We start from the raw sequence: 23,130 nt of genomic DNA, 5'->3' as shown, positions 1-23,130 counted from the left end.
GGGAAGGCGGAGGCACGGATGACTGCCGAGGCGATGGGTGACGACGTGTACCAGCCGGACGGGTCGGAGGTGCGCGACGACGCCGGTCTGCTGGACGCGTCGGACACCTTGGACTACCGGGGCGGCGACGAGGCACTGGACGCTGGCTACTCGCCGCCGGACAGACCGTGGGGCGTGGAGCACACCGGGGTCACCGCGTCGGAGCGGTGGCGCGGGGAGAGCCTGGACGAGCGCCTCGCGGAGGAGGTGCCCGACATCGGGGTCCCGGAGGGCGACGGGATCGGTGACACCTGGGACACGGACGGCGAGCCGATCGACGACGAGGTCGGTGCCGAGCGCGCGGGCCGCCTCCTCGCGCCGGACGAAGGCAGTCACGAGAACACCGAGTCCGACCTGTTCGCGTCCGACGTGGGACTCGACGGCGCCGGCGCGTCGGCGGAGGAGGCCGCGATGCATGTGATCCCCGACGCCTGAGGCCGCTCCCGCCCGATCAGGTCGGCTCGGGCGGCGGAGCGCACCCGTCGGCTCAGCGCACGGGGAACCCGAAGGTGTAGCCCTGGGCCTTCAGCCGGGGCAGCAGCGCGGCGAGCGCCGCCACGGTCTCGGAGCGGTCGCCACCGCCGTCGTGGAAGAGGATGGTGGGGCCGCCCGGCAGTTCACGCTCGACCGTGTTCACGATCGTCTGCGTACCGGGCCGCTTGTAGTCGTCCGAGTCGACGTTCCAGCCGAGCGGGCGCATCCCCGCCGAGGCGGCTATCTGCCGGCTGTAGGGGGTGAAGGCACCGCCCGGCGCCCGGTAGTACTGCGGCTTCACACCGCCGGATGCCTGTTCGATCATCCGTGCCGCCTGGGCGACCTCGGCGTACTGGAAGGAGCGGGACTTGTGGTCCATCGTCGTGTCGTGGTGGACGCTGTGGTCGCACAGCCGGTGTCCCGCCGCGACGACCTGCCGCACCACGTCGGGGTGTTCGGCCGCCTTCGACCCGATCATGCAGAAGACGGCCTTGACCCCGTTGTCCTTGAGCACCTTCAGGACGCGCGGGGTCCACACCGGGTCGGGGCCGTCGTCGATGGTGATGTCCACGGCGTGCGGTCCCTTGTCCGAGGCGTGGGCGATGTCCATGTTGACCACCGGGGCGGGCAGCCCCGGGTCGGGCACGGAGGTCTGGCCGGGGATCGGCTTGGGTGAGCCGGGGTGCGCCGGCGCGGTGGGCGAGGCGGTCACCGGCGTACGGCCGCCGGAGCGGCTCGCGGTCGCGCCACCCGCGCTGGTACCGGCGAGGGGGCCCAGCACGGAGGCCCCCACCACGGTGGCGACGGCCGCCGCGACCGCCGCCCAGCCTGCCCCACCCCGCCTCGTACCGCGCCCCATCATGCCCTGACCCTCTCGTTCACTGTCCGCCCCCGCACAAGGCAAGACGCACGGAACGGCCTACCGGATGCATCTGCCGCCAGGTCAGGACGCTGTGACCTGCGCCGCATGACGGAGCGTTGGGTACTGGCACACGGTACGGATACGTGAACCGGGGTGCCCGGGCGGGGAGTTGCGCCGGGGCCCGCGGGGCGGGTCCCGCTTCGCGGTGCGCGGCGGGGGCCGTCGGGACGGCGACGGGTGTCCCGTACGCCGGGGCGCCCGGCACACCGTGCGGGTCAGCGGCCGCGCAGGCGGGCCAGCGTGGCGTCCAGGTCGGCCTTGCCGGGCCGGTTGTAGGGCAGTTTGCCGAGCATGGCGGCCATGCCGCAGGTGTCGGTCACGGCGGAGAACACCAGGCCGCCCGCGACACCGGCGGACAGCAGCCGGAAGGCCGGGTGGACGAACTCGCCGAGGGCCAGGCCGAGCAGGACGAGCGATCCGGCGGTGAGGCGGACCTGGCGGTCCATGCTCCAGGCCGTCTTGACGTCGCAGGCCAGGGGGCGGTCCAGCGCGTGGCCCTGGGCGGCCCAGGCGCCGGTGCCGCCCGCGAGGGTCGCGGCACGGATGCCCTGCGCGGCGAGCTGCGCGCAGGCCTTCTCGGAACGGGCGCCGGAGGCGCAGACCACGAGGAGCTCGCCGCGCCCGGCGGCATGGCGGATGTCGGGCAGCGCGCGGTCGAGCTGGTCCAGCGGGATGTTCAGGGCGCCGGGGACGTGACCGCCGGCGTACTCGCCGGGGGTGCGGACGTCGATGACGGTGAACTCGTGCAGACGGCTCTGGGCCTGGCGGGGATCCATGGCGGTGACGGTCATGGCAGAGGTGATCCTTGCGTGTCGGTGTTGTCCGGAGCGGGGGGTGGGGGTGTCCCGCGCGGTGACGGTTGGGGGCCGGACCGCGGCGAGGCGGTCAGAGGAGCGCGTCGACGAGCATGAACACGGCGACTGCGAGCAGGACGTACGCGAAGACGCGTTGCAGCGTCCCGCCCTTGAGCTTGTGCGACAGGCGTTTGCCGTCCCAGGCGCCGAGCACGGCCGCCGCGGTGAACGGCGCGATGACCGCCCAGTCCAGGTGCGTCCCGGTGCCGGCGCGGGCGCCGAGCGCGGCCAGCGAGTTGATGGTGATGACCAGCAGGCTGGTCCCGACCGCCCGGCGCATGGGCAGTTTGACCACGCCCACCAGCGCGGGAACGGCGAGGAAGCCGCCGCCCACGCCCAGGAACCCGGTCACGGCGCCCAGACCGGCGCCCGCGGCCCCCGCCCTGCCCGCGCTCACCGGTCCGGTGGGCCCGGTGCGGGCGGGGCGCAGCATGCGCACGGCGGCGAGTGCGGCGATGACCGAGAAGGCGATGGTCAGCACCGCCTGGGGCAGATGGCCGGCGGCGGCCCCGGCGAGCATCGCGGGCAGGACGCCGGCCGCGGCGAACAGCAGTCCGGTGCGCCAGACGACGTTCCCGTCCCGGGCGTGCCCGGTCAGCGCGGTGACCGAGGTGAGGGTGACGATGACCAGGCTGGCCGTCGTCGCCTCGGCCGGGGTGAAGCCGAGGAGGTAGACGAGGGCCGGTACGGCGAGGACGCTGCCGCCCCCGCCGAGGCCGCCCAGGGCCAGGCCGATGACGGCGCCGGCGACGAGCGCGAGTACCAGGGTCGTCATGCTATCGAGCCGCTGTTCCCGTGCTCGTCCACGACCGGGTACCCGGCGGCGGCCCACGCCCGCATGCCGCCTTGGACGTCCACCACCCGCGCGCCCCGCGCGGCCGGCAGTTCGGCGGTCCGCCGCGAGCGCTGCCCGCTGCGGCAGATCACCACCAGCGGCCGGGCCTGTGCCGCCTCCGGCAGCGCCGCCCCGGCGGCCAGGGCGGACAGTGGCGCGTGCACGGCGCCGGGCGCGTGGCCGGCGTCCCACTCGTCCTGCTCACGCACATCGAGCAGAACGGCCGGGGCGTCGGCGCCCCGGGTGTACCGGGCGGCCTCGTCGACGGTGACCCGGCCCTCGCCGGCGGGGAACAGGGACATCACACAACCTCTCGGAACTGGGGAAGGGCGGACGGGAGGGGCGTTCAGCCGGTCATGACGGCCGCCCCTCGCGGCGGCGCCGTCGCAGCCGTCGTCCACGGCCATCGCGCCGCACCCGAGGCGGGCGGCTGCGAGACCGGTTCAGGGTTACCCCCGGGGGTATATGCACACGATAGCACGAGTACCCCTGGGGGTATTCTGCGGCGTGCGCGGCGGGCGGCGAGATCGGCCACCCGAGAAGCCGAGTCCGCCATGTGCCGGCGAGTCACCTGCGCGAAGTGCGGCAAGGCCACGCACGCGGGCCGCGGGAACCACGCCGGCCGGGCCCTCGTCACCGTGCCCGCAGCACGGCGGTGTGCCCACCCACCCCGCACCCAAGCGCTCCCGGTGGCCCTTCGGCCGCCGCCGAGCCCGCCGCGCACCGCCCGTCCAAGGCCGGTGCCGCCCGTCACCGCGACGGCACCGGTCTCGCCGTGGGCGCCCGCGGCGCCCCGGCCGGCCGTGCGGCACCCTCTCCGGCACCCACGCGGGCCGGCCCCTCCCCGCTCTCCCCTTCCGGTCACCACCCCCAGCCCCCGCCGCCCCCTCTTGAGTACCGGTACTCATGTGCGGCGCCGTCGGGCCACGACACCCTGCACCCATGACCGACACCCTTCCGGCCCCGAGGCGCCGGCGCCCCTGGTCGCGCCGGACCCGCCCGGGCGCGGACCTCGCCCTCGCGATCCCGCTGTTCCTGCTGGAGACCGGGTGGCTCGTACTGGACTGGATCTACGGCTACGGCCTGGACGTATGGGCGGCCCAGGGCGACCGGGCGGACATCGACGCGGCCGCCCTCGCACACATGGGGCGACTGCGGGCCCTGCTGATCGCCGTCCTCGTCCTCGCGGTGCTCGCGGCCGTCTTCCGCGCCCGCTGGACCGTCATCGCGCATCTGCTGGTGGCCCTCCTGGCGGGCGGCTCACTCATGGCCGCGCAGCACGACTGGGACCGCAGCCACACCCCGCCGGGGTGCGTCCGCTACAGCGCGAACTGCTGAGCCCACGAGCCGCGGACCGCACCCCGGAGCCCGGTTCCCCCTCGCTCGAAAACAGGCGCTTTCCGGCCCGTTTCGGGGCCCTTTCCTGTGACGCCACCCATAGGAGCCAGATCACGTCCTAAGCAGGGCCGTAGCACGAGACCGGCCTGAGCTGCACAGAAATCGCCATATAGGTTGATTTCGGACATTGCTCCGAAGTTGGGTAGTACGTCACATCCTTGCCAGCCGCGCCGACCGCAGCTAACCATTGCTGTCGTTGCCGGGAAGCAACGGGCCGGACCGAGCGGAACTCCGCCGGAACCGCCCGGTCCACCCGCAGCACGGGGCTCCCGCCCCACCGCCACCGCGATCATCGCGGCCGGCACGACCATGTCCCCCAGGGAAAGAGTTCTTTTCGTATGACCATGGCCAACCGCACCCGCATCGCCCGCCTGCGCACCCTCGCCATCACCGGTATCGCCACCACCGGCGCCGCGGCCGCGGCGCTGACCCTGATGCCGACGAACGCCCAGGCCGCCGAGATGCCTCAGGTGCACGCCGCCGCCGTGGCCAAGGCCTCGAACGGCAGCGCGGCCAAGTCCGGTTCCGGCAACCTCGACGGCTGGATCAAGCAGTCGCTGGCCATCATGAAGGCCAAGGGCATCCCCGGCAGCTACGAGGGCCTCAAGCGCAACATCATGCGCGAGTCCGGCGGCAACCCGACCGCGCAGAACAACTGGGACGTCAACGCCAAGAAGGGCACGCCGTCCAAGGGCCTGCTCCAGGTGATCGACCCGACGTTCAACGCCTACCACGTGGCCGGCACCGCCCACAGCGTCACCGACCCGGTGGCCAACATCACCGCGGCCGCCAACTACGCCGCCCACCGCTACGGTTCGATCGACAAGGTGAACTCCGCGTACTGATCCGTCGCGGCCCCCGCACCGAAGGCCGGTGCCGGCAGCTCCACGCTGCCGGCACCGGCCTTTTCAACGTCCTTGCGCGGATGCGGCGTCGGTCACAACTCGTCCGTCGTTGTGAGGCCGGTGAGCGCGCCGACCGGATCCGGGTCGGGGGTGCCCCGGGGCCACCAGTCGTCCTGGCCGGGCTCCGACTCGTAGCCGTACCACAGGCCGTCGCGGCCGAGGCGGAGTTGGACATGGCCGTGCGGGTGCGTGAGCCGGTTGCGCCAGGGCCGGAACGCGGGCAGGTCGGCGGCGAGCAGCAGCGGGCGCGCCCGGTCGAACCGGCCGGCCGGCGGGTCCCACGGCTCCTCCAGCACGGCCAGCCCCTCCACCCCGCCCTGCCGCCAGGCGGCGACGGCCCGCGCGAGTTCGCCGGGGGTACGGCCGGTCGCCGCCGCCAGCGTCGCGTACAGCGCACGGGTGGTGACGGTCAGGCCGGAACCGGGGCGGGCCGCGGCCAGCCGGACCGCGTCCTGCCAGGGGCTCAGCTCGCCGACCGGATCGCGCCCGGTGGCGAGCAGCGCGTGCGCGCGGGCGGCGGCGTCGGTCGCCAGCTGGTCCAGCGCGAACGGGTCGGGGCCACCGGGCGCCGCGGGGTACGCCGGGGGCTGCTCGGGGTGCGCCGGCACCGGCAGCGGCGGGGGCAGCGGCGCGGGCGTATGCGCGGCCAGGACCTCGCTCGCCCGTATACCGGGCAGCGACGCGGGCTGCCGCTCCCGGGCGGCGCGGGCCGCGCGGGCGGCGTTGCGCCGGGAGAGCGCGTCCAGCAGCTCCCGCTCGCCCCGGCCGCGGAGCAGCAGCAGGACGAAGGGGTCGGCGTCGAGCAGCCGTGCCGTCTGGTAGCACAGGGCGGCCGCGTGCTTGCAGGGGTGACCCGAGTCGGGGCAGCTGCACCGCGGGACGAGGTCGCCGGGGCCGGGCAGCAGCGGGACGCCGCAGTCCGCGAGGGACTGGGGCAGTTCCTTGTCCAGCAGGGCGGCGATATGGCCCGGCCGGTCGGCGGCCGCGTCCAGGAACCGCTCCCACTCCTCGTCCGCCAGCGGGCGCACCCGCACCTGGACCCGGTACGGGCGGGGCCTGCTGCCCCGCACATAGGCGAGGACCAGCCCCGGGGTCACGGTGATCGCGTCCACGTGCCCCTGGTCGGCGTATCCGCGTCCGCGCGCCACCCGCTTGGCGTCCAGCGCGCCCCGCTCCAGCGCCGCCGTCCACGCGTTGCCCCACCAGGTCGCCGCGAACGCCGCGTCCCCTCCCCCGGCCGCCCGGGGCGCGAACGCCGGGAAGGTGCGCCGGAGTTCACCGTCCCGGTGGGGGGTCCCCATGGTCGGTGGCACGTGCGGGACGGCACCCGCGGCCGACGCACCGGGATCGGGCGGGGCGGGAACCGGCTCAGCGGGGGTGGTTTCGGCGGCGTCCTCCTCCGGTGCGGCATCGGCCTCCGGGGGCAGCCGGAAGGCGTTCCGCAGGAAGTGCCGCATCTCGCCCGCGGCCTTGAGCCGGGCGGCCCGCGCGGTCTCGTCGGCGGCGCCGGAAGGAGCTGGGGAAGGGGAGGCGGTACGGGCCGTGACGGCGCCCGGCGGACGCCGGGCGCCCCGGTGTCCCGCGCGCCCGGCCCCGGCCTCCGCCTCCGCGCGCGACGCCTCGCGCCGCGCGGCCCGCAGCGCCTCCCGGGCGGCGTCGCCCGGCCGCGGGCCGGATCCGGCGGCAGGGCCCGGGGCGGGCTTCCGGTCGGGGCTCGGGCCGGGGTCCGGCGCGCGGTCCTCGCCCTGCGGCTCCGGGCGCTCCAGGCTGTTGTCGGTGGCGGCGCGCAGGGCCGCCCGAGCGGCATCGGCGGGCCGGCGCGCGGCAGGCGCACCGGAGCCCGCGCCGTCCGGACGGCCGCCGCCTCCGAGGCGCACGGCCTCCTCGGTTCCGGCCTCGCCACCGGGACCGGCGTCGCCGGGGTCCGCGGAGTCGTCGTCCGGGTCACCGGCACGGCCCGCCGCGTCCCACGGGCCCGCGCCGGTGCCGTGCGCCGGGTCGCCTGCGGTGCTCGGCTCCTCGCCGGGGCCCTCGCCCCGGCCTTCCGTGTCCGGCTCGGCAGGCTCGTACGACTCCTGCGGTTCCGCGGCGGAGGCGGGGCGGTCCCCCGCGCCCCCGCTCGCCCGCTCCTCGGGACCCGTCCGCGCCCGTCGCCGTGCCTCGCGGAGGGCCTGGCGGGCGAGGTCGGCCGGATGGGCGCCGGTGGGGGTCATGGGGTGCTCCGCAGGGAGACGAGGTCGGACAGCTCGCGGTCGGTCAGTTCGGTGAGGGCACTCTCGCCGGAGCCGAGAATGGCGTCGGCCAGCGCCCGCTTCGCGGCGAGCATCTCGGCGATGCGGTCCTCGACCGTGCCCTCGGTGACCAGGCGGTGGACCTGGACGGGCTGGGTCTGGCCGATCCGGTAGGCGCGGTCGGTGGCCTGTTCCTCGACGGCCGGGTTCCACCAGCGGTCGAAGTGCACGACATGACCGGCGCGGGTGAGGTTGAGGCCGGTGCCCGCGGCCTTCAGGGAGAGGACGAGGACCGGGGTCTCGCCGCTCTGGAAGCGGTCGACCATGCGCTCGCGCTCCGGCACCGGGGTGCCGCCGTGCAGCAGGTCCACGGGGATCGCGCGGGCGGACAGATGGCGGGTGATGAGGCGGGCCATGCCCACGTACTGGGTGAAGACCAGCGCGGAGCCGTCCTCGGCGAGGACCGTGTCCAACAGCTCGTCCAGCAGGGCGAGTTTGCCGGAGCGGTGGAGCAGGCGGTCGGTGCCCGGCTCCTCCTTGAGGTAGAGCGCCGGGTGGTCGCAGATCTGCTTGAGGGCGCCCAGCAGCTTGAGGACCAGTCCCCGGCGGGCGATCCCCTCGGCGGTCTCGATGGCCAGCATCGACTCGCGCACCACCGCCTCGTACAGCGCGGCCTGTTCACGGGTGAGCGGGACCGGGTGGTCGGTCTCGGTCTTGGGCGGCAGTTCGGGGACGATGCCGGGGTCGGACTTCTTGCGGCGCAGCAGGAAGGGGCGGACCAGGCGGGCGAGCCGGTCCACGGCCTCCGGGTCCTCGCCGTTCTCCACCGCGCGGGCGTGCCGGGCGCGGAAGGACTTCAGGGGGCCGAGCAGTCCGGGGGTGGTCCAGTCGAGCAGGGCCCACAGCTCGGAGAGGTTGTTCTCGACCGGGGTGCCGGTGAGCGCCACGCGCGCGGGGGCCGGGATGGTGCGCAGCGCCTTCGCGGTGGCCGAGAAGGGGTTCTTGACGTGCTGGGCCTCGTCGGCGACGACCATCCCCCAGGCCTGGTCGGCGAGTTGGGCGGCGGCGGAGCGCATGGTGCCGTACGTGGTGAGGACGAAGCCGCCGTCGAGTCCGTCCAGGGTGCGGTCCGCGCCGTGGAAGCGGCGGACGGGGACGCAGGGGGCGAACCGGTTGATCTCCCGCTGCCAGTTGCCGAGCAGCGAGGCGGGGCAGACCACGAGGGTGGGTTCGGGGCGGGCCCGTTTCAGGTGCAGCGCGATCAGGGTGACGGTCTTGCCGAGGCCCATGTCGTCGGCGAGGCAGCCGCCGAGACCGAGGGAGGTCATCAGGTCGAGCCAGGCGAGGCCGCGCAGCTGGTAGTCACGCAGGGTGGCGGCGAGCGCGGCGGGCGGTGCGGCCGGGGCGAGGCCCGCGGTGAGGCGGTCGCGGAGGGTCGCGAGGGCGCCGACGGGGACGGCCGGCACGGTCTCGCCGTCGACCTCGGCGGTGCCGGTGAGCGCCACGGACAGCGCGTCGACCGGGTCGAGCAGGCCGAGCTCGCGGTTGCGGGCCTTGCGGACGAGGGCCGGGTCGACCAGGACCCAGCGGTCCCGGAGCCGTACGACCGGGCGGTGCGCCTCGGCGAGGGCGTCCATCTCGGCCTCGTCCAGCGGGTCGCCGCCGAGCGCGAGCTGCCAGCGGAAGCGCAGCAGGTCCTCGCTCTCGAAGAAGCCGGTGCCGTCGGTCGCGGAGCCGGGGGCGGGGCGTACCACCGCGGTGGAGGTGAGGTCGCGGGCGAGATCCCGGGGCCAGTGCACGGCGACCCCGGCGGCGCCGAGCCGGCCGGCCGCGACACCGAGCAGATCGGCCAGCTCCTCCTCGGACAGCGCGAGTACGTCGGGCACGTCCTGCTCGGCCAGCCGGTCCAGGGGCGGCCACACACGGGCGGCGCGGCGCACGGCGAGGGCCGCGTCCACCCGGGCGCGGGGTCCGAAGGCCGCGTCGGCCTCGCCCGCCCACAGGGCGGCGGCGTCGGCCACCAGGGTGGGGTCGGCGAGGCTGTGGACCTGGACGATCGCCGCTCCGGCGGCGCGGGCGCCCGCGCTCGCGCCGGTGTCGAAGGTGTCGTACGCGGACAGGTCGAGGCGCAGCGAGATCCGTACGCCCGCGTCCATGCCGGCGGCGACCTCGGCGGCCCACTCCCGCGCGTGCGGCAGTGCCTGGGGTTCGCGGGCGGCGAAGGGGCGGCCGGCGGCGTGCGGGGCCGCCGGGGTGCGGGGCAGGGTGTCGGCGACCGCGTCCAGGAAGGAGCGGACCAGGGCCTCCGGCTCGGGCAGCCGCAGCGGCCCGGGGCCGGGCAGGGGCACGGCGTGGCCCTCCGGGGGCAGGGCGGCGGCGATCGCGCGCAGATGGGCGATGTCGTCGGGTTCGAGCGGGCCGGCGCGCCAGGCGTCGTGACCGCTCGGGGTGAGGCCGGGCAGCAGGCGGCCGCGGGCGACGAGCCGCAGTGCGTGCAGGGCGGCGGCGCCCCAGCAGGCGGTGGCCGGGTGGGCGGCGCGGTCGCGGCGAGCGTGGACCAGCAGGGGCAGGGCCCGGTCGAGCGGGAGGGTCAGCGCGGGTACCCGCCTGCGGCGCACCCCGGTTCCGTGGGATCGTACGACCGTCAGCTCGCCGGGGTCGCCGGCCGTGGCGGGCAGGGGGTCGCCCGCGGGGTCCCAGAAGGCGAGGCGGCCCTCGCGCGGGAGGGGCGCGGGCAGGTAGACGCAGGCGAGGTGCGCCGGGATGTCCCGGGAACCCTCCGTGCGCTCGGCCACCGCCGCCGTGCCGCTCATATGTTCTGCCACCTCCCGTCCGTGCGTCGGATCAGACGTCTCCGACTCTACGGGCGGGGTCTGACAATCGGCCCCGGCCCGGCTACGGGACCGTCCGGGAGACCACGTACACCATCGGATAGGTCGGGTCGGCCAGGTTCACGACGACGTCCTGGGTGGGGGCCGGGTTCTTCTGGGTGCGGGTGAGGCCCCACCAGGAGCCGGGGCCGGTGAAGTTCCAGCCGCTGACCTTGCGGTCGCGGGCGCCGACGGCGATGTCGCCCTTCTTCAGCTCGTCCCTGCGGGAGCCGATGGACTGCAGGAAGCTGTCGAGACCGGCCTGGTTGGTGCGGAACTGCACGTAGAGGCGGCTGGTCTTCCAGTTGTTCGTCTCGTAGGAGGCGACGCGGTCGGCGGGGTGCGGGACATTCACCTGATAGAGGCGGCGCTGCACCTTCGACGGCCAGCCCTCGGTGAGGCCGGTCGCGGAGTACTTGGCCTCCTTGTCCTTGCCGCTGTTGCGGCTCTGGTTGGCCGAGATCACCAGGTAGCCGGCCGGCACCCCGATCAGCAGCACGATGATCAGCAGGGTGAGCGCCCGGCGTTTCGCCTTGTGGCGGGGGTTCTCCGGGGGCCGCCGGGCGGGGCCGGGCGGCGCGGCCTGGCGGGGCAGGGAGGTGGTCATGCGGTGTCCCGTTCTCGACGGGCCTGGGCGTAGCGCTCGTAGCGCTCGTACCGCTCCACCCGGCGCCGCTTGGCGCGGCGGAAGCGGCGGGCGACCAGGCGGGCCAGGTCGGCGGCGCCCACCATGCCGGCCTCGGGGCCGAGCTGGGCGCGGGTGATGCGGGCCTCGGGGCGGTAGCCGCGGCCGGTGAGATGGCGCTTGAACGCGTCCCGGGCGGGGCCGATGAGCAGGTCGTCGGCGGCCGAGACGCCGCCGCCGATGACGAAGCAGGAGGGGTCGAGGGCGGCGGCCAGGTTGGCGATGCCGACGCCGAGCCACTGGCCGATGTCCTGGAGCAGTTCCACGCACATCGCGTCGCCCTCGCGGGCCAGCTCGGTGATCATCGGGCCGGTGATGTCGCCGATGTTGCCCTTGACGTGCTCGATGATCCCGTAGGCGACCGGCGAGTCGGCGGCGGCCAGCTCGCGCGCCTCGCGGACCAGGGCGTTGCCGGAGCTGTACTGCTCCCAGCAGCCGCGGTTGCCGCACGGGCAGCGGTGGCCGCCGGGCACGACCTGCATATGGCCGAACTCGCCGGCCACGCCGAACTTGCCGCGCTTGACCTGGCCGTCCTCCAGGATGGCGCCGCCGATGCCGGTGCCGAGCGTGATCATCACCAGGTGGTCCTCGCCGCGCCCGGCGCCGAAGCGCCACTCGGCCCAGGCGGCCGTGTTGGCGTCGTTGTCCACGAGGACCGGGACGGACAGACGGCCGCTGAGGCGGTCGCGCAGCGGTTCGTTGCGCCAGGACAGGTGGGGGGCGAACAGGACGCGGTTGCGGTCGGCGTCGACCCAGCCGGCGGCGCCGATGCCCACCGCGTGCACGTCGTGCCGGTCGGAGAGGTCCAGGACCAGCTCGACGATGGTGTCCTCGACGACCTTGGGGCTCTTGGACTTGTCCGGGGTCTCCGTGCGGAGCTTCTCCAGGATGTTGCCGTCGGCGTCCACGACGCCCGCCATGACCTTGGTGCCGCCGATGTCGATGCCGACGGTGGGCACCCGGGGTGCGGTCAGGTGGGATCGGCGTTCCCTGGTCCCGACCGTGCGGAGCACAGGGGCCCGGCGGGATCCGATGGGGGCGGTGAGGTCGCGGTAGGTGCTCATCGTTGGACGATTCTGCCTCACCCGCGGTAAGGGTGCGGTACAGGGCCGGGCCGAGGGGCGGGCGATCCCGGGGGTCTCCGGGTTGACCGCGTCGCCCCTCGGGGGCCTCAACTGCGTTGCAGTTCGTGGCGGAGGGCCTCCAGGTCGGAGCCGCCCGCCATCTGCCGCGTCAGTTCGTCGAGGGTGATCTCGTCGCGTGTGTGATTGCCCACCATGGTGCCCCGGCGCAGCAGCACGAACCGGTCCCCGACCAGGTACGCGTGGTGCGGGTTGTGGGTGATCAGGACCACGCCCAGGCCCTCGTCGCGGGCCGCGGCCACGTACTTGAGGACGACACCGGACTGCTTCACGCCCAGGGCGGCGGTCGGCTCGTCCAGGACGAGGACCTTGGCACCGAAGTGGACCGCGCGGGCGATGGCGACGCACTGGCGTTCGCCGCCCGAGAGGGTGCCGATGGGCTGGTCGACGTCCCGCAGGTCGATGCCCATGCGCAGCAGCGCCTCGCGGGTGGTGCGGCGCATCAGGCCGGTGTCGAGGCGCTTGAAGGGGCCGCTGCCCTTGCGGGGCTCGGAGCCGAGGAAGAAGTTGCGCCAGACCGGCATCAGGGGCACCACGGCCAGGTCCTGGTAGACGGTGGCGATGCCCCGGTCCAGCGCGTCGCGCGGGGAGGCGAGGCGGGTCTCCTCGCCGTCGACGGTCAGCGTGCCGCCGTCGTGCTGGTGCAGTCCGGCGATCATCTTGATCAGGGTGGACTTGCCGGCGCCGTTGTCGCCGAGGACACAGGTGATCTCGCCCGCGTGCACCTGGAGGGACACGCCCTCCAGGGCGCGGACGTTGCCGTAGTGCTTGCTGACGTCGGTCAGCTCGACCAGGGCCGCGGGTGTCGTGGTCTGCGTCATGCCGTCGCCTCCGCGCGCTTGCGGACCCAGGCGTTGAGCAGGGTCGCGAGGAGCAGCATCGCTCCGAGGAAGAACTTGAACCAGTCGGGGTTCCACTCGGCGAAGACGATGCCCTTGCTGGTCATGCCGAACAGCAGGGCGCCCACGGCGGAGCCGATCGCGCTGCCGTAGCCGCCGGTGATCAGGCAGCCGCCGATGACGGCCGCGATGATGTAGATCAGCTCGTTGCCGACGCCCTCGCCGGACTGGACGGCGTCGAAGGAGAAGAGCAGGTGCTGGCCGGAGATCCAGGCACCGAACGCGACGCCCATGTAGAGGCCGATCTTGGTCTTGGCCACCGGGACGCCGACCGCGCGGGCCGCGTCCTCGTTGCCGCCGACCGCGAAGATCCAGTTGCCGACGCGGGTGCGCAGCAGGATCCAGGAGCCGAGGGCGACCAGGGCGAGCCACCACAGGATGGTGATCTTGAAGTCGACGCCGCCGACGGTGACCGTGGAGGCGAAGACGGCGCGGGCGCTGGAGAAGCCTTCCATGTCGGCGATGGTCTTGGTGGAGACCGTGCCGTCGATCAGCTTGGTGAAGCCCAGGTTCATGCCGCACAGCATCAGGAAGGTGCCCAGGGTGATGATGAAGCTGGGCAGCTTGGTGCGGGTGAGCATGAAGCCGTTGAAGGCGCCGACGGCCAGCGTGACGAGGAGCGACACACCGACGCCGACCCAGGTGTTCGCCGTCATCTGGTAGCTGAACATGGAGGAGATCAGCGCCGCGGAGGTCACCATGACGCCCGCCGACAGGTCGAACTCGCCGCCGATCATCAGCAGGGCCACCGGTACGGCCATGATCCCGATGGTCGAGGAGGCGTACAGGACGGTGCTGAGGCTGGAGGCGCGCAGGAAGCCGTCGGCGACGAAGGCGAAGAACACGAAGACGGCGAGGGCGCCGACGACCGAGCCCAGTTCGGGGCGGGCGAGGAGCTTCTTCAGCGGAGAGGTCCTAAGAAGCCTCTCGTCGACCACCTGTTCGTCGGTCTTGCGTTCGGCGGTCGCGCTCATCGGGTGCCCCGCTCGGTGTACGCCGCCAGCGTGGCCGCCTGGTCCTTGGTGATGATCTGCGGGCCGGTCAGCACCGGCTTGCCGCCGCCGAGGACGTCGCCGTTGTACTTGTAGGCCCACAGCAGGTCGACCGCCTCGTAGCCCTGGAGGTACGGCTGCTGGTCCACGGCGAAGCCCAGGGTGCCGTTCTTCAGGGAGGCCGCGACCTGGGCGTTGAGGTCGAAGGTGTCCACCTCGGCCTTGCTGCCCGCGTCGTCCTTGGCCTTCACGGCGGTGTCCGCGTACGGCGCGCCGAGGGTGACGACGGCGTCCACGGACTTGTCGGCCTGGAGCTTGGCCTCGATGGCGGACTGCACGTCCGGCATGTTGGTGCCGTTGACGTAGAGCTTCTGCGTGGTGCCGTGGAAGGTCTTGGCGACGCCGTCGCAGCGCTGTTCGTGGCCGACGTTGCCCTGCTCGTGCAGCACGCACAGGGCCTTCTTCTTGCCCCGCTTGTTCAGCTCGTCGCCCACCGCCTCGCCGGCGATGGTCTCGTCCTGGCCGATGTGGGTCAGGGCGCCGAAGGCCTTGGACTGCTCCGAGCCGGAGTTGACCGTGATCACCGGGATGCCGGCCTTCTCGGCACGGGCGACCGACGCCTTCATGGCGTCCGGCTTGGCGAGGGTGACGATGATCCCGTCGACCTTCTTGTCGACGGCCGCGTCCACCAGCTGGGCCTGCTGCTGCGCGTCGTCGTCGTGCGAGTAGAGGAAGTTGATGTTGTCCTTGACGGCGGCCTGCTTGGCGCCGCTCTGCACGATGTCCCAGAAGGTGTCGCCGTCCCCCGAGTGCGTGATCATCGCGAAGGTCCAGCGGGGCGTGTTCACCGCCGCCCTGCCCTGGGCCACGGCGGCCTTGCGGGCGTCCTCGGCCCGCTTCCCGCCGGTGCTGCTGCAACCCGCCAGGGACACCGAGAGTGCCCCCGCGACCGCCATGACTGCCCAGGTCCGAAACCGTGCCACGAGGCCGTGCCCTTCTCCCTGTCGCCAGCTGTGTGTCAGCTGTCCTTGCTCCGACGTGCGTAAGGGGCGGGCGACCTCACCGTCGGTGTGTCCCGGCGGCGACCTCACCAGCCCCAAACACTTCAGTATCGGTCATCGGGCGGAGTGGGGGTGCGGCCGGGGAGGAGATCCCGGTCACCTTGTCCGGACAATGCGACGAACCCCGGGGTGTCGTCAGGGGCGCACGAGCAGCTGGAACTCGAAGGAGTAGCGGGCCGGGCGGTAGGTGTGGTCGCCGAACTCGACCGCGCGACCGGTGTCGTCGAAGGTGGTCCGCCGCATGGTGAGCAGCGGGGCGCCCTCGGCCTCGCCGAGCCGGTCCGCCTCCATGGCGGTGGCACCCCGGGCGCCGATCGACTGGCGGGCGCTGTGCAGGGTGATCCCGGCGGCGCGCATCAGCCGGTACAGGCCGGTCGCCTCCAGCTGGGCCGTGTCCAGGTCGAACAGGCCCGGCGGCAGGTGGTTGACCAGATAGGCCATCGGCTCGTCGTGCGCCAGCCGGAGCCGCTCGACGCGGTGCACGTCGCCGCCCTCGGCGACACCGAGCGCCGCGGCGATCTCCGCGGAGGCCGGGACGACCGTGTTGACCAGGACCTTGGTCGCCGGACGCTGTCCGGCCGCCTCCAGGTCGTCGTAGAGGCTGCTCAGCTCCAGGGGGCGCTTGACCTGGCTGTGCACGACCTGGGTGCCGACGCCCCGGCGGCGCACGAGGAGGCCCTTGTCCACGAGGGACTGGATGGCCTGGCGGACGGTGGGCCGGGACAGTCCGAGCCGCGCGGCCAGCTCGATCTCGTTGCCCAGGAGGCTGCCGGGGGTCAGGCCACCGCGCTCGATGGCCGACTCCAGTTGCTGGGAGAGCTGGAAGTACAACGGCACCGGCGAGCTACGGTCCACACGGAGGTCGAGCGCGACGGTCGGGTCCACAACAGATTTCGGCACGGGCCCGAGCGTAGCCGCGTGACGGGTTGACGGGAAGTCGTGAAGTCCGGTTGTCCTGACATGGGAATTGACAGGGCACCGGCTCCACCCCCACTTTGTTTCCATGCGCATCGGCGTCATCGGCACGGGCCGCATCGGCACCCTTCACGCGAACACGCTCAGCCGTCATCGCGAGGTCGGATCGCTGATCCTCACGGACGCCGATCCGGCGCGGGCCCAGCGGCTGGCACAGCGGCTGGGCGAGACGGCGGCACCGGGGGTGGACGAGATCTTCCGGTGGGGCGTGGACGCGGTGGTGATCACCACGGCGACCGCGGCGCACGCCGAGCTGATCGGCCGCGCGGCCCGCTCGGGCCTGCCGGTCTTGTGCGAGAAGCCGATCGCCCTGGACGTCCTGGGCACGCTCCAGGCGCTCGCCGAGGTGGCGGCGGCCGGGACGGTGCTCCAGATGGGCTTCCAGCGGCGCTTCGACGCGGGATACGCGGGCGCCCGCGAGGCGGTACGCTCCGGGCGGCTCGGCCGGCTGCACACCATCCGCGCCCTGACCTGCGACCAGTCGCCTCCCCCGGCCGACTGGCTGCCGCTGTCCGGCGGCCTGTTCCGGGACACGCTCATCCATGACTTCGACATCCTGCGCTGGGTGACCGGCCGCGAGGTGACCGACGTCTACGCCACCGGCTCGGACGCCGGTCCCGCGATGTTCCGGGAGGCCGGCGACGTCGGCACGGGGGCGGCGCTGCTCACCCTGGACGACGGCACCCTGGCCACCGCGAGCGCGACCCGGGTGAACGGCGCCGGCTACGACGTCCGCATGGAACTGGCCGGCGAGCGCGACACGGTCGTGGTCGGCCTGGACGACCGTACGCCGCTCGCCTCCACCGAACCGAGCGGTCCACCGCCCGCGGACAAGCCCTGGACCGGCTTCCTGGAGCGGTTCGGCCCCGCCTACGAGGCCGAACTGTGCGCCTTCGTGGACGTGCTGCGCGGCGAGCGGCCCAATCCCTGTGACGGCCGGCAGGCCCTGGAGGCGCTGCGGATCGCCGAGGCCTGCGAGATCTCGCGCCGGGAGCGGCGGGCGGTGGCGCTCGGGGAGGTCCCGGGGGCGTAGGCGGGCACCGGGGCCGGCGTGCGGGGCTGCCGCACGGCGGCGGTTTCCGGTGGTGGACGCCTCGCTACCAGCGCACCGGCAGGGTGCGCAGGCCGCGCATGAGCATGCCCGGCAGCCACTCGCCATGGGGGCCGTCCAGGGCGAGCCCGGGGGCGCGTTCCAGCAGGGTGGCGATGGCGGTCCGGCCCTCCAGACGGGCCAGGGGCGCGCCGAGGCAGTAGTGGATGCCGTGGCCGAAGGCGAGGTGGCCGCGGGTGTCGCGGCGGATGTCGAAGCGGTCGGGGGCGGGGAACCGGGCGCCGTCGCGCTGGGCCGCGGTGAGCCCGATCATCACGTGGTCGCCCTGTTCGATCCGCACGCCCCCGATCCTGAGCGGCTCGGCCGCGTACCGGAACGTCGCGTTCTCCACCGGGCCCTCCCAGCGCAGCGTCTCCTCCACCACGCCGTCGACCAGGCTCATGTCGGCGCGCAGCGCGGCGAGTTGGTCGGGGTGGGTGAGCAGGGCGAGGACGCCGTTTCCGATGAGGTTGACCGTGGTCTCGTGGCCGGCGATGAGCAACAGGAAGGCCATGCCACGCAGTTCCTCGGGCGAGAGCCGGTCGCCGTCCTCGGCGGTGGTGCGGACCAGGTCGCCGAGCAGGTCGCCGGTGGGCCCGGCACAGCGTTTGTCCTCGATCAGTTCGGTGAGGTACTCGCCGAGGCGGACGACCGCCTCGTGCTCCGCCTCGGGGTCGGTCGGGGCGACCACCTGCGAGGAGACCTTGCGGAACTCGGTGCGGTCCATCTCGGGGACGCCGAGCAGTTCGCAGATGACGGTGAGGGGCAGCGGGTAGGCGAGGGAGGCGATGAGGTCGGCCCTGTCGTGCGCCAGCATCTCGTCCAGCAGGTCGTCGGTGATCCGCTGGACGCGCGGGCGCAGTTGTTCGACCCGGCGCATGGTGAAGGCGCGGGCGACGAGACCGCGCAGCCGGGTATGCTGCGGCGGGTCGGTGCTCAGCAGGTGCGTGCCGATCAGATGCTGGTCGATGAAGGTGAACCCGATCTTCGCGCCGTCCTTGGCGAGCCGGGGGTCGGCCAGCGCGGCGCGCGCCTCCTCGTACCCCACGACCAGCCAGGTCTCGTAGCTCGCGTCCGCGCCCGGCGGCCGGACGCGGTGCACGGGCCCGGCCTCGCGCAGCCGGGCGTACACCGGATGCGGGTCCCGGCGGAACGCCTCCCCGTACTCCCCCAGATCGACGGTCTGTCGCCTGTCCATGGCTCCCCTTCCGGACGCCCCCCGAGGCCGACCGGGCGCGTCCCGGTACCAGGAGAACGCGCCCGGCGCCGGATAGGTGCCCGTCCTCCGGGAAATTCCGTACCGGGCCCGGACACGACTCGCCCCGCGGCCGATGGGTGGGGGTGGGTGGCCGCGGGGCGAGGCTCTGTGTCGGTCAGCAGCCGAAGTCGATCAGGTCGAACGTGGCGTAGTGGTCGGAGGTGTAGTAGTCCTCCTGGCGCTGCTCGCCGGTGACGATGCGGCGGGCACCGCGGGTCGAGGAGCCGGGCGTCTTGACGGTGTACTCGTGGTAGTACCCGGACGGCTGGTCGGGCAGGACGCCCTCGCGGTTGGAGAAGACGGTGCCGTCCTGCGAGTACGGGTAGGGACCGCCCTTGGCGATGAGGCCGAGGGTGTCGTCGGCCTCCGGGGGCAGGGCGCTGTGGCAGATGCTGCCGACGGAGGCGGCGGAGGCGGGTGCGGCGTGGGCCGTCGCGGTGGGGACGGGCACCGCGTTCGCCGTGGTGGCGGAGACGGTGCCGCCCACGAGGAGGGCGGACAGGACTGCGGCTGCGGCGCCGATCCGAGCGGCGCGTGGGGGGATTCGCATGCCGTCATGATGACGCGCGTAGACAAGAACATGTCAACGACGCCGTCGAAGAATTCGCCGTCGATCAACCCTGTTTTTCAGCGAGTTCACCTTCCTCCTCCGGACGGCCACACGAGGCGCACAGAGTGGTCACGGAAGGCGCGTCCGAAGGGCCCCGGGCGGGGGCGGTGGGGCTCAGCCGGCGTGGGTGGAGAACAGCCCGCCGGTCGGGCCCTGCTTGTCGCCGCCCTGAGCCTTCTTCAGGGCGTTGGCCAGGCTCTCGATGGTCAGGGACTGGAGGATCACCCGGCCGTTGCCCTCCAGGGTGGCCAGGGACAGGCCCTCGCCGCCGAAGACGGCGTTCATCAGGCCCTGCCGGTTGAGGCCGCCCACCCGCTGCACGCCGTACTGGATGCCCTCCTCGAAGGCGACCACACAGCCGGTGTCCACCTCGATGCGGCCGCCGAAGTCCGCCGGGTTGAGGTCGATGAAGTTGCCCGCGCCGGCGATGATCACCGTGCCGTACCCGGTGAACTTCTCCAGGACGAAGCCCTCGCCGCCGCTCATGCCGGTACGGCCGCCCGCGAAGGCGATGCCGAACTCGACCGTGGACTCAGCGGCCACGAAGGCGTCCTTCTCGGCGAACCAGGCGCGGTTGCCGTCGAGTTCCAGCGCGCGCATCTCGCCCGGGAGCACCCCGGCGAAGCCGACCGTGCCCTGACCGCCCTGGGCGGTGAAGTACTGGAAGGCCAGCGACTCGCCGGCCAGCATCCGCTGCCCCACCTGCATCGCGGTGCCCATGGCCTGGCGCAGCAGCCCGCCCATGCCGCCGCCCGAGCCACCCTGCTGCTGCCCACCGCCCCCGGACGGCCCGGACAGCCGGGTCTCCATGGTCACGTTCGTGGTCTTGAACAGGAACTTCCCCGCCTCGCAGTACACGGTCTGCCCGGGGTGCAGGTTGACGACCGCCATCTGCATGGCGTTGCCGACGATCTCTTGCTGAAGGGTCACGCCCGGAAGAACGCGGGAAGGGGGGCGGAGAGTTCCGGCCGGGGCCTACCGGGCCGCGCGTTCGCCGTCGGCGGACGGGGAGCGGACGGGCGGCAGGGGCGGGGCGCCACCGTCGCCGGGGCCGTTGTCAGTGCCCTGCGTCATGATGCAGGGCAGGTGACGGCGCGTCGTCCGGCGCGGGTGCTCCGGAGGCCGTCGACGGGGTGAGGAGGGGTGCCGGGTGAGGAGGGGTGCCGTGCGCAGGCCGGTCACAGGAGAGGTGCACGTCCACTACGGCCAGATGTACGTGGAGAGCGATCCGGGCATCGTGCGCTCGGATCTCCACGCGGCGTTCGCGGGCCAGTGCGGGGGGCTGTGCGGGGCCGCGGTCCCGGGTGCGCTCTGGCTGACCACCGGGCTGCACACGGGAGACGTCGGCCTCGACGTGGAGGTCCACGACGAAGCCCCGCCGGTGGACCCCTCCTGGGAGGACGTGGTGGAGGTGTCCTTCCGGCCCGTGTCGCAACGCACCAGGCTGGTGCTGTGGGCGGGCGAGTCCGCGTGGGACCTCGGTCTCGCCCGGACCGACTACCGGGTGCGGTACTCCGCCCGGGGCATGGACAAGGGCGACGCGATGGACACCAGAGGGGACAAGGAGCCGCGCGCGGACAGCTATCTCCTCCAGTTCTGGCCAGGGCCGCCGCGCCCGGACCGCGTGGTCCGCCAGACCTCCCGGATCGCCGCGTACTGGCACCGCTTCGCGCGCGAACTCCCGCCGCCGCCCACCCCGGAGGAGCGCGCCGAGGCCGAACGCCTGGCCCGCGAGGCGGAGGAACGGGCCGCGGAGGAACGGCGAGTGCACCGCCAGCGGTGGGAGTGGGGCGGGCGGCTGCCGAGCGAGCGGCTGCGCGCTGTCGGCGGCAACGTCCGCGGTCTGCTCGAGTTCGACAGCGACCTGGTGCACGCGCTGGACGCGGCGGACCCGGACGTCCAGCGCACGACGGCGGTGCTGGCCGCCCACCGGGCCTGCGAGGCGGCGGGCCTGGCCGAGGTGCCGTGGGTCGCGCGGGCGCTCACCGCGTTGTCGCTGGGCCGGCCGCTGCCGCCGCCGTTCGACGACCCCGCCCGGATGCGCGAAACCCTGCGCTCCGACCCGCGGGTGCCGGATCGTTCCGCGCTGGAGGCGATACCACCCGAGCGGCCGCCCTACCGTCCGCCGGCCCAGGGCGAGTACGACACGGCGGTCGTCGTGCACGGCTCCACCGAGCCGCGCCGGCCGGGGCGGATCTCGCAGCCGCACTTCGCCCTCCCCGCCGTGCTCGCCGCCGCCGACCCGGCCCCGCTCAGAGCGGCACTGGACGCGGTGTGGCACGCGGTGAACACGTACGGCGAGCACTACCCGCGGTTGCTCGCGGAGGTCCGGTCGGGATGCGGCTCGTCCCGAGGGGACGGCTGACCGCCTGCCGCCGACCCTCGCTCCCTCACCCCTGCGCGATGGCCTCCGGGGCACCCGGGCGCGGGGTGCGGACCGGCGAGGGGAGGGTGCCGTCGACCGGGTCGTGGTGGATCCGCTCCGGGGGGAGGTTCAGGGCGGTCAGGTGGTAGGCCGTGGCGGTGACCATCGGGGGCGGGCCGCTCAGATAGGCGATGTGGCCGGACCAGTCGCCGTGCCGGGCGACCGCGTCGGCCACCGAGGACTCGTCGGCGGCGCCGGGGCCCTCGCCGATCACCGGGACGACGCGCAGCCAGGGGCAGTTCTTCTCCAGCCGGGACAGGGTGGCCGTGTCGTAGAGGCCGTCCAGGGTGCGGGCGCCGACGAACAGGTGGGCGCTGCGGCGCAGGGAGCGCCGGGACAGTTCTTCGACCAGCGCGCGGGCGGTGGCCCAGCCGGTGCCGCCGGCCACGATCAGGACGTCGCGCGAGGGGTCGTTGTCCAGGGTCATGGTTCCCTGGGCGGGCCCGAGACGGAGCGGGTCGCCGACGCGGGTGCGGCCCACCAGCGCGTCGCTGACCCCGCCGGGGCCGGTGCGGCGGATGTGGAACTCCAGTTCGCCGTCCTGGCGGGGCGCGCAGGCGATGGAGTACGGCCGCCAGGTGAGGGGCAGCAGCGGGCTCTGGACGCGGGTGTACTGCCCGGCCTGGTAAGGAAACGGTTCCGCGGTGTGGACGCGGAGCACCGCGAGGTCGGGGCCGCGCAGTTCGTGGGCGGTCACCGTGGCGTTCCAGTACGGCGGTTCGGCCAGTGCCCCGGCCGCGCCGTCGACCATGGCGGCGACCGCGAAGCGGAGCATGCGCAGCCACGCCTGCTCCATCTCCTCCGTCCAGCGCTCGCCCGCGCTGCGGCGCAGGCCCTCGGCGAGGGCGTGCTCGAACACCTCGAAGTGCACGGGCCGGACGCCCAGTTTGCGGTGGTCGCGGCCCAGCCGGGAGCAGAACGCGGTCACTTCCGCCGGCCGGTCGAGGTGTTCGATCAGGTACCAGAGGGCCCGCTCCAGGTGGACCCGCTGGAACCCCATGGAGTCCGGGAAGAGCGACCGCAGATATGGGTGCCGCTCGAACATGGCGTCGTAGAGGTGCCCGATGAGGCCGGCGAACGGGGTGACCAGCGGCAGGTGGCGGGTGATGATCTCCTGGTCGGCCGCGCCGTCGTACGGCCGCGCGAACTCCTGGTGCCCGCCGGCCCGCGCACGTCCCGGGCCCGGGTCGGGCCGGCCGGTCGGGGACAGGAGCCGCCGGCGCAGGCGCATCGCGTCCCGCCGGGCGAGGAGCGCGTGGTACTCGTCGTGCGCGTCGCTTCTGGTGGTGTTCACGGGCCTGCTCTCTCCCTGCGGTACGTCGCGCGCCGCCGTCCCGTTCCCGGCCCCCGTCGCCCGGCGGTTGGGGGCGCGCTCTTTCGGCGCCGTCTTCGCGTGGATCGCGCGGGCCGCCGTGGTCACGGCCGCCGCGCGACGCCCCACGGGCGCGGGCGAGTCCGCCGCCGG

At 73.9% G+C, this 23,130-nt stretch carries 21 protein-coding genes; 5 read left to right on the top strand and 16 right to left on the bottom strand.

Annotated elements, in window-relative coordinates:
- Positions 1 to 18 precede the first annotated feature (18 nt).
- Positions 19 to 474, top strand: coding sequence for a DUF5709 domain-containing protein (locus ACSP97_RS28540; RefSeq protein WP_355322580.1), 456 nt, complete (start codon positions 19 to 21; stop codon positions 472 to 474).
- A gap of 52 nt (positions 475 to 526) precedes the next feature.
- Here the strand turns inward: ACSP97_RS28540 and ACSP97_RS28535 are convergent, their stop codons facing one another.
- The 4 genes from ACSP97_RS28535 to ACSP97_RS28520 form a co-directional block, all read right to left on the bottom strand.
- The gene (locus tag ACSP97_RS28535; protein WP_440554915.1) at positions 527 to 1,375 is read right to left on the bottom strand and encodes a polysaccharide deacetylase family protein; all 849 of its coding nucleotides are present in this window, start codon (positions 1,373 to 1,375) and stop codon (positions 527 to 529) included.
- A gap of 275 nt (positions 1,376 to 1,650) precedes the next feature.
- Positions 1,651 to 2,226 (bottom strand): rhodanese-like domain-containing protein, encoded by a 576-nt coding sequence (locus ACSP97_RS28530; protein ID WP_355532850.1) that lies wholly within the window; start codon positions 2,224 to 2,226, stop codon positions 1,651 to 1,653.
- Between the two features lie 94 nt (positions 2,227 to 2,320).
- A complete protein-coding gene (locus ACSP97_RS28525) occupies positions 2,321 to 3,064 on the bottom strand; it encodes a sulfite exporter TauE/SafE family protein (protein ID WP_355532848.1) in 744 nt (247 codons plus the stop codon).
- The gene (locus ACSP97_RS28520) at positions 3,061 to 3,426 is read right to left on the bottom strand and encodes a rhodanese-like domain-containing protein (RefSeq protein ID WP_355153935.1); all 366 of its coding nucleotides are present in this window, start codon (positions 3,424 to 3,426) and stop codon (positions 3,061 to 3,063) included. Before ACSP97_RS28520 ends, ACSP97_RS28525 begins: the two co-directional genes overlap by 4 nt.
- A 640-nt stretch (positions 3,427 to 4,066) precedes the next feature.
- On the opposite strand from ACSP97_RS28520, the gene ACSP97_RS28515 reads away from it, so the two are divergent.
- Both ACSP97_RS28515 and ACSP97_RS28510 read left to right on the top strand, forming a co-directional pair.
- Positions 4,067 to 4,462: a DUF6234 family protein gene (locus tag ACSP97_RS28515; protein WP_355532846.1), complete on the top strand. Its 396-nt coding sequence runs from the start codon at positions 4,067 to 4,069 to the stop codon at positions 4,460 to 4,462.
- A 398-nt stretch (positions 4,463 to 4,860) separates the two neighbouring features.
- Complete coding sequence (locus ACSP97_RS28510; protein WP_355153939.1) at positions 4,861 to 5,367, top strand: transglycosylase SLT domain-containing protein; 507 nt, start codon at positions 4,861 to 4,863, stop codon at positions 5,365 to 5,367.
- A gap of 92 nt (positions 5,368 to 5,459) precedes the next feature.
- On the opposite strand, the gene ACSP97_RS28505 is transcribed toward ACSP97_RS28510, so the two are convergent.
- The 8 genes from ACSP97_RS28505 to ACSP97_RS28470 form a co-directional block, all read right to left on the bottom strand.
- A complete protein-coding gene (locus tag ACSP97_RS28505) occupies positions 5,460 to 7,640 on the bottom strand; it encodes an SWIM zinc finger family protein (RefSeq protein WP_440554912.1) in 2,181 nt (726 codons plus the stop codon).
- Positions 7,637 to 10,471: a DEAD/DEAH box helicase gene (locus tag ACSP97_RS28500; protein WP_355153942.1), complete on the bottom strand. Its 2,835-nt coding sequence runs from the start codon at positions 10,469 to 10,471 to the stop codon at positions 7,637 to 7,639. The genes ACSP97_RS28505 and ACSP97_RS28500 overlap by 4 nt, the downstream gene beginning before the upstream one ends.
- 82 nt (positions 10,472 to 10,553) lie before the next feature.
- Positions 10,554 to 11,135 (bottom strand): sugar kinase, encoded by a 582-nt coding sequence (locus tag ACSP97_RS28495; protein WP_355153944.1) that lies wholly within the window; start codon positions 11,133 to 11,135, stop codon positions 10,554 to 10,556.
- Positions 11,132 to 12,277, bottom strand: coding sequence for an ROK family glucokinase (locus tag ACSP97_RS28490; protein ID WP_355322566.1), 1,146 nt, complete (start codon positions 12,275 to 12,277; stop codon positions 11,132 to 11,134). The genes ACSP97_RS28495 and ACSP97_RS28490 overlap by 4 nt, the downstream gene beginning before the upstream one ends.
- A gap of 107 nt (positions 12,278 to 12,384) precedes the next feature.
- On the bottom strand, positions 12,385 to 13,176 hold the full coding sequence (locus ACSP97_RS28485) for an ATP-binding cassette domain-containing protein (RefSeq protein WP_355153948.1): 792 nt from the start codon (positions 13,174 to 13,176) through the stop codon (positions 12,385 to 12,387).
- The gene (locus ACSP97_RS28480; RefSeq protein ID WP_355153950.1) at positions 13,173 to 14,228 is read right to left on the bottom strand and encodes an ABC transporter permease; all 1,056 of its coding nucleotides are present in this window, start codon (positions 14,226 to 14,228) and stop codon (positions 13,173 to 13,175) included. The genes ACSP97_RS28485 and ACSP97_RS28480 overlap by 4 nt, the downstream gene beginning before the upstream one ends.
- Positions 14,225 to 15,229, bottom strand: coding sequence for a sugar ABC transporter substrate-binding protein (locus ACSP97_RS28475; RefSeq protein WP_355532839.1), 1,005 nt, complete (start codon positions 15,227 to 15,229; stop codon positions 14,225 to 14,227). The genes ACSP97_RS28480 and ACSP97_RS28475 overlap by 4 nt, the downstream gene beginning before the upstream one ends.
- Positions 15,230 to 15,442: 213 nt before the next feature.
- Positions 15,443 to 16,192 (bottom strand): GntR family transcriptional regulator, encoded by a 750-nt coding sequence (locus ACSP97_RS28470; RefSeq protein ID WP_355323094.1) that lies wholly within the window; start codon positions 16,190 to 16,192, stop codon positions 15,443 to 15,445.
- 118 nt (positions 16,193 to 16,310) lie between these two features.
- Between ACSP97_RS28470 and ACSP97_RS28465 the strand changes: the two genes are divergently transcribed.
- Positions 16,311 to 17,315: a Gfo/Idh/MocA family protein gene (locus tag ACSP97_RS28465; RefSeq protein ID WP_440554908.1), complete on the top strand. Its 1,005-nt coding sequence runs from the start codon at positions 16,311 to 16,313 to the stop codon at positions 17,313 to 17,315.
- 64 nt (positions 17,316 to 17,379) lie between these two features.
- Here the strand turns inward: ACSP97_RS28465 and ACSP97_RS28460 are convergent, their stop codons facing one another.
- From ACSP97_RS28460 to ACSP97_RS28450, 3 genes are all read right to left on the bottom strand, one after another.
- Positions 17,380 to 18,570, bottom strand: coding sequence for a cytochrome P450 family protein (locus ACSP97_RS28460; protein ID WP_355153954.1), 1,191 nt, complete (start codon positions 18,568 to 18,570; stop codon positions 17,380 to 17,382).
- A gap of 175 nt (positions 18,571 to 18,745) precedes the next feature.
- Positions 18,746 to 19,180: a ribonuclease gene (locus ACSP97_RS28455; protein WP_355153956.1), complete on the bottom strand. Its 435-nt coding sequence runs from the start codon at positions 19,178 to 19,180 to the stop codon at positions 18,746 to 18,748.
- A 174-nt stretch (positions 19,181 to 19,354) separates the two neighbouring features.
- On the bottom strand, positions 19,355 to 20,170 hold the full coding sequence (locus ACSP97_RS28450) for an AIM24 family protein (RefSeq protein WP_355153958.1): 816 nt from the start codon (positions 20,168 to 20,170) through the stop codon (positions 19,355 to 19,357).
- Positions 20,171 to 20,405: 235 nt separating this feature from the next.
- On the opposite strand from ACSP97_RS28450, the gene ACSP97_RS28445 reads away from it, so the two are divergent.
- The gene (locus ACSP97_RS28445; protein ID WP_440554906.1) at positions 20,406 to 21,605 is read left to right on the top strand and encodes a hypothetical protein; all 1,200 of its coding nucleotides are present in this window, start codon (positions 20,406 to 20,408) and stop codon (positions 21,603 to 21,605) included.
- A 25-nt stretch (positions 21,606 to 21,630) separates the two neighbouring features.
- Here the strand turns inward: ACSP97_RS28445 and ACSP97_RS28440 are convergent, their stop codons facing one another.
- Positions 21,631 to 22,959, bottom strand: a complete 1,329-nt coding sequence (locus ACSP97_RS28440; RefSeq protein WP_440554904.1) for a globin domain-containing protein — start codon at positions 22,957 to 22,959, stop codon at positions 21,631 to 21,633.
- Positions 22,960 to 23,130 lie beyond the last annotated feature (171 nt).

The organism is Streptomyces sp. SCPE 10 (assembly GCF_051980735.1).
In the GTDB taxonomy this organism is placed as follows: Bacteria; Actinomycetota; Actinomycetes; order Streptomycetales; family Streptomycetaceae; genus Streptomyces; species Streptomyces misionensis.
This window is presented reverse-complemented; position numbering and strand designations above follow the sequence as displayed.

Coding starts and splice junctions, on each gene's coding strand:
- ACSP97_RS28490 (WP_355322566.1), bottom strand. CDS start 12,277: ATGAGCACCTACCGCGACCTCACCGCCCCCATCGGATCCCGCCGGGCC.
- ACSP97_RS28500 (WP_355153942.1), bottom strand. CDS start 10,471: ATGAGCGGCACGGCGGCGGTGGCCGAGCGCACGGAGGGTTCCCGGGAC.
- ACSP97_RS28530 (WP_355532850.1), bottom strand. CDS start 2,226: ATGACCGTCACCGCCATGGATCCCCGCCAGGCCCAGAGCCGTCTGCAC.
- ACSP97_RS28455 (WP_355153956.1), bottom strand. CDS start 19,180: ATGCGAATCCCCCCACGCGCCGCTCGGATCGGCGCCGCAGCCGCAGTC.
- ACSP97_RS28510 (WP_355153939.1), top strand. CDS start 4,861: ATGACCATGGCCAACCGCACCCGCATCGCCCGCCTGCGCACCCTCGCC.
- ACSP97_RS28535 (WP_440554915.1), bottom strand. CDS start 1,375: ATGATGGGGCGCGGTACGAGGCGGGGTGGGGCAGGCTGGGCGGCGGTC.
- ACSP97_RS28520 (WP_355153935.1), bottom strand. CDS start 3,426: ATGTCCCTGTTCCCCGCCGGCGAGGGCCGGGTCACCGTCGACGAGGCC.
- ACSP97_RS28540 (WP_355322580.1), top strand. CDS start 19: ATGACTGCCGAGGCGATGGGTGACGACGTGTACCAGCCGGACGGGTCG.
- ACSP97_RS28465 (WP_440554908.1), top strand. CDS start 16,311: ATGCGCATCGGCGTCATCGGCACGGGCCGCATCGGCACCCTTCACGCG.
- ACSP97_RS28485 (WP_355153948.1), bottom strand. CDS start 13,176: ATGACGCAGACCACGACACCCGCGGCCCTGGTCGAGCTGACCGACGTC.
- ACSP97_RS28460 (WP_355153954.1), bottom strand. CDS start 18,570: ATGGACAGGCGACAGACCGTCGATCTGGGGGAGTACGGGGAGGCGTTC.
- ACSP97_RS28505 (WP_440554912.1), bottom strand. CDS start 7,640: ATGACCCCCACCGGCGCCCATCCGGCCGACCTCGCCCGCCAGGCCCTC.
- ACSP97_RS28480 (WP_355153950.1), bottom strand. CDS start 14,228: ATGAGCGCGACCGCCGAACGCAAGACCGACGAACAGGTGGTCGACGAG.
- ACSP97_RS28495 (WP_355153944.1), bottom strand. CDS start 11,135: ATGACCACCTCCCTGCCCCGCCAGGCCGCGCCGCCCGGCCCCGCCCGG.
- ACSP97_RS28525 (WP_355532848.1), bottom strand. CDS start 3,064: ATGACGACCCTGGTACTCGCGCTCGTCGCCGGCGCCGTCATCGGCCTG.
- ACSP97_RS28515 (WP_355532846.1), top strand. CDS start 4,067: ATGACCGACACCCTTCCGGCCCCGAGGCGCCGGCGCCCCTGGTCGCGC.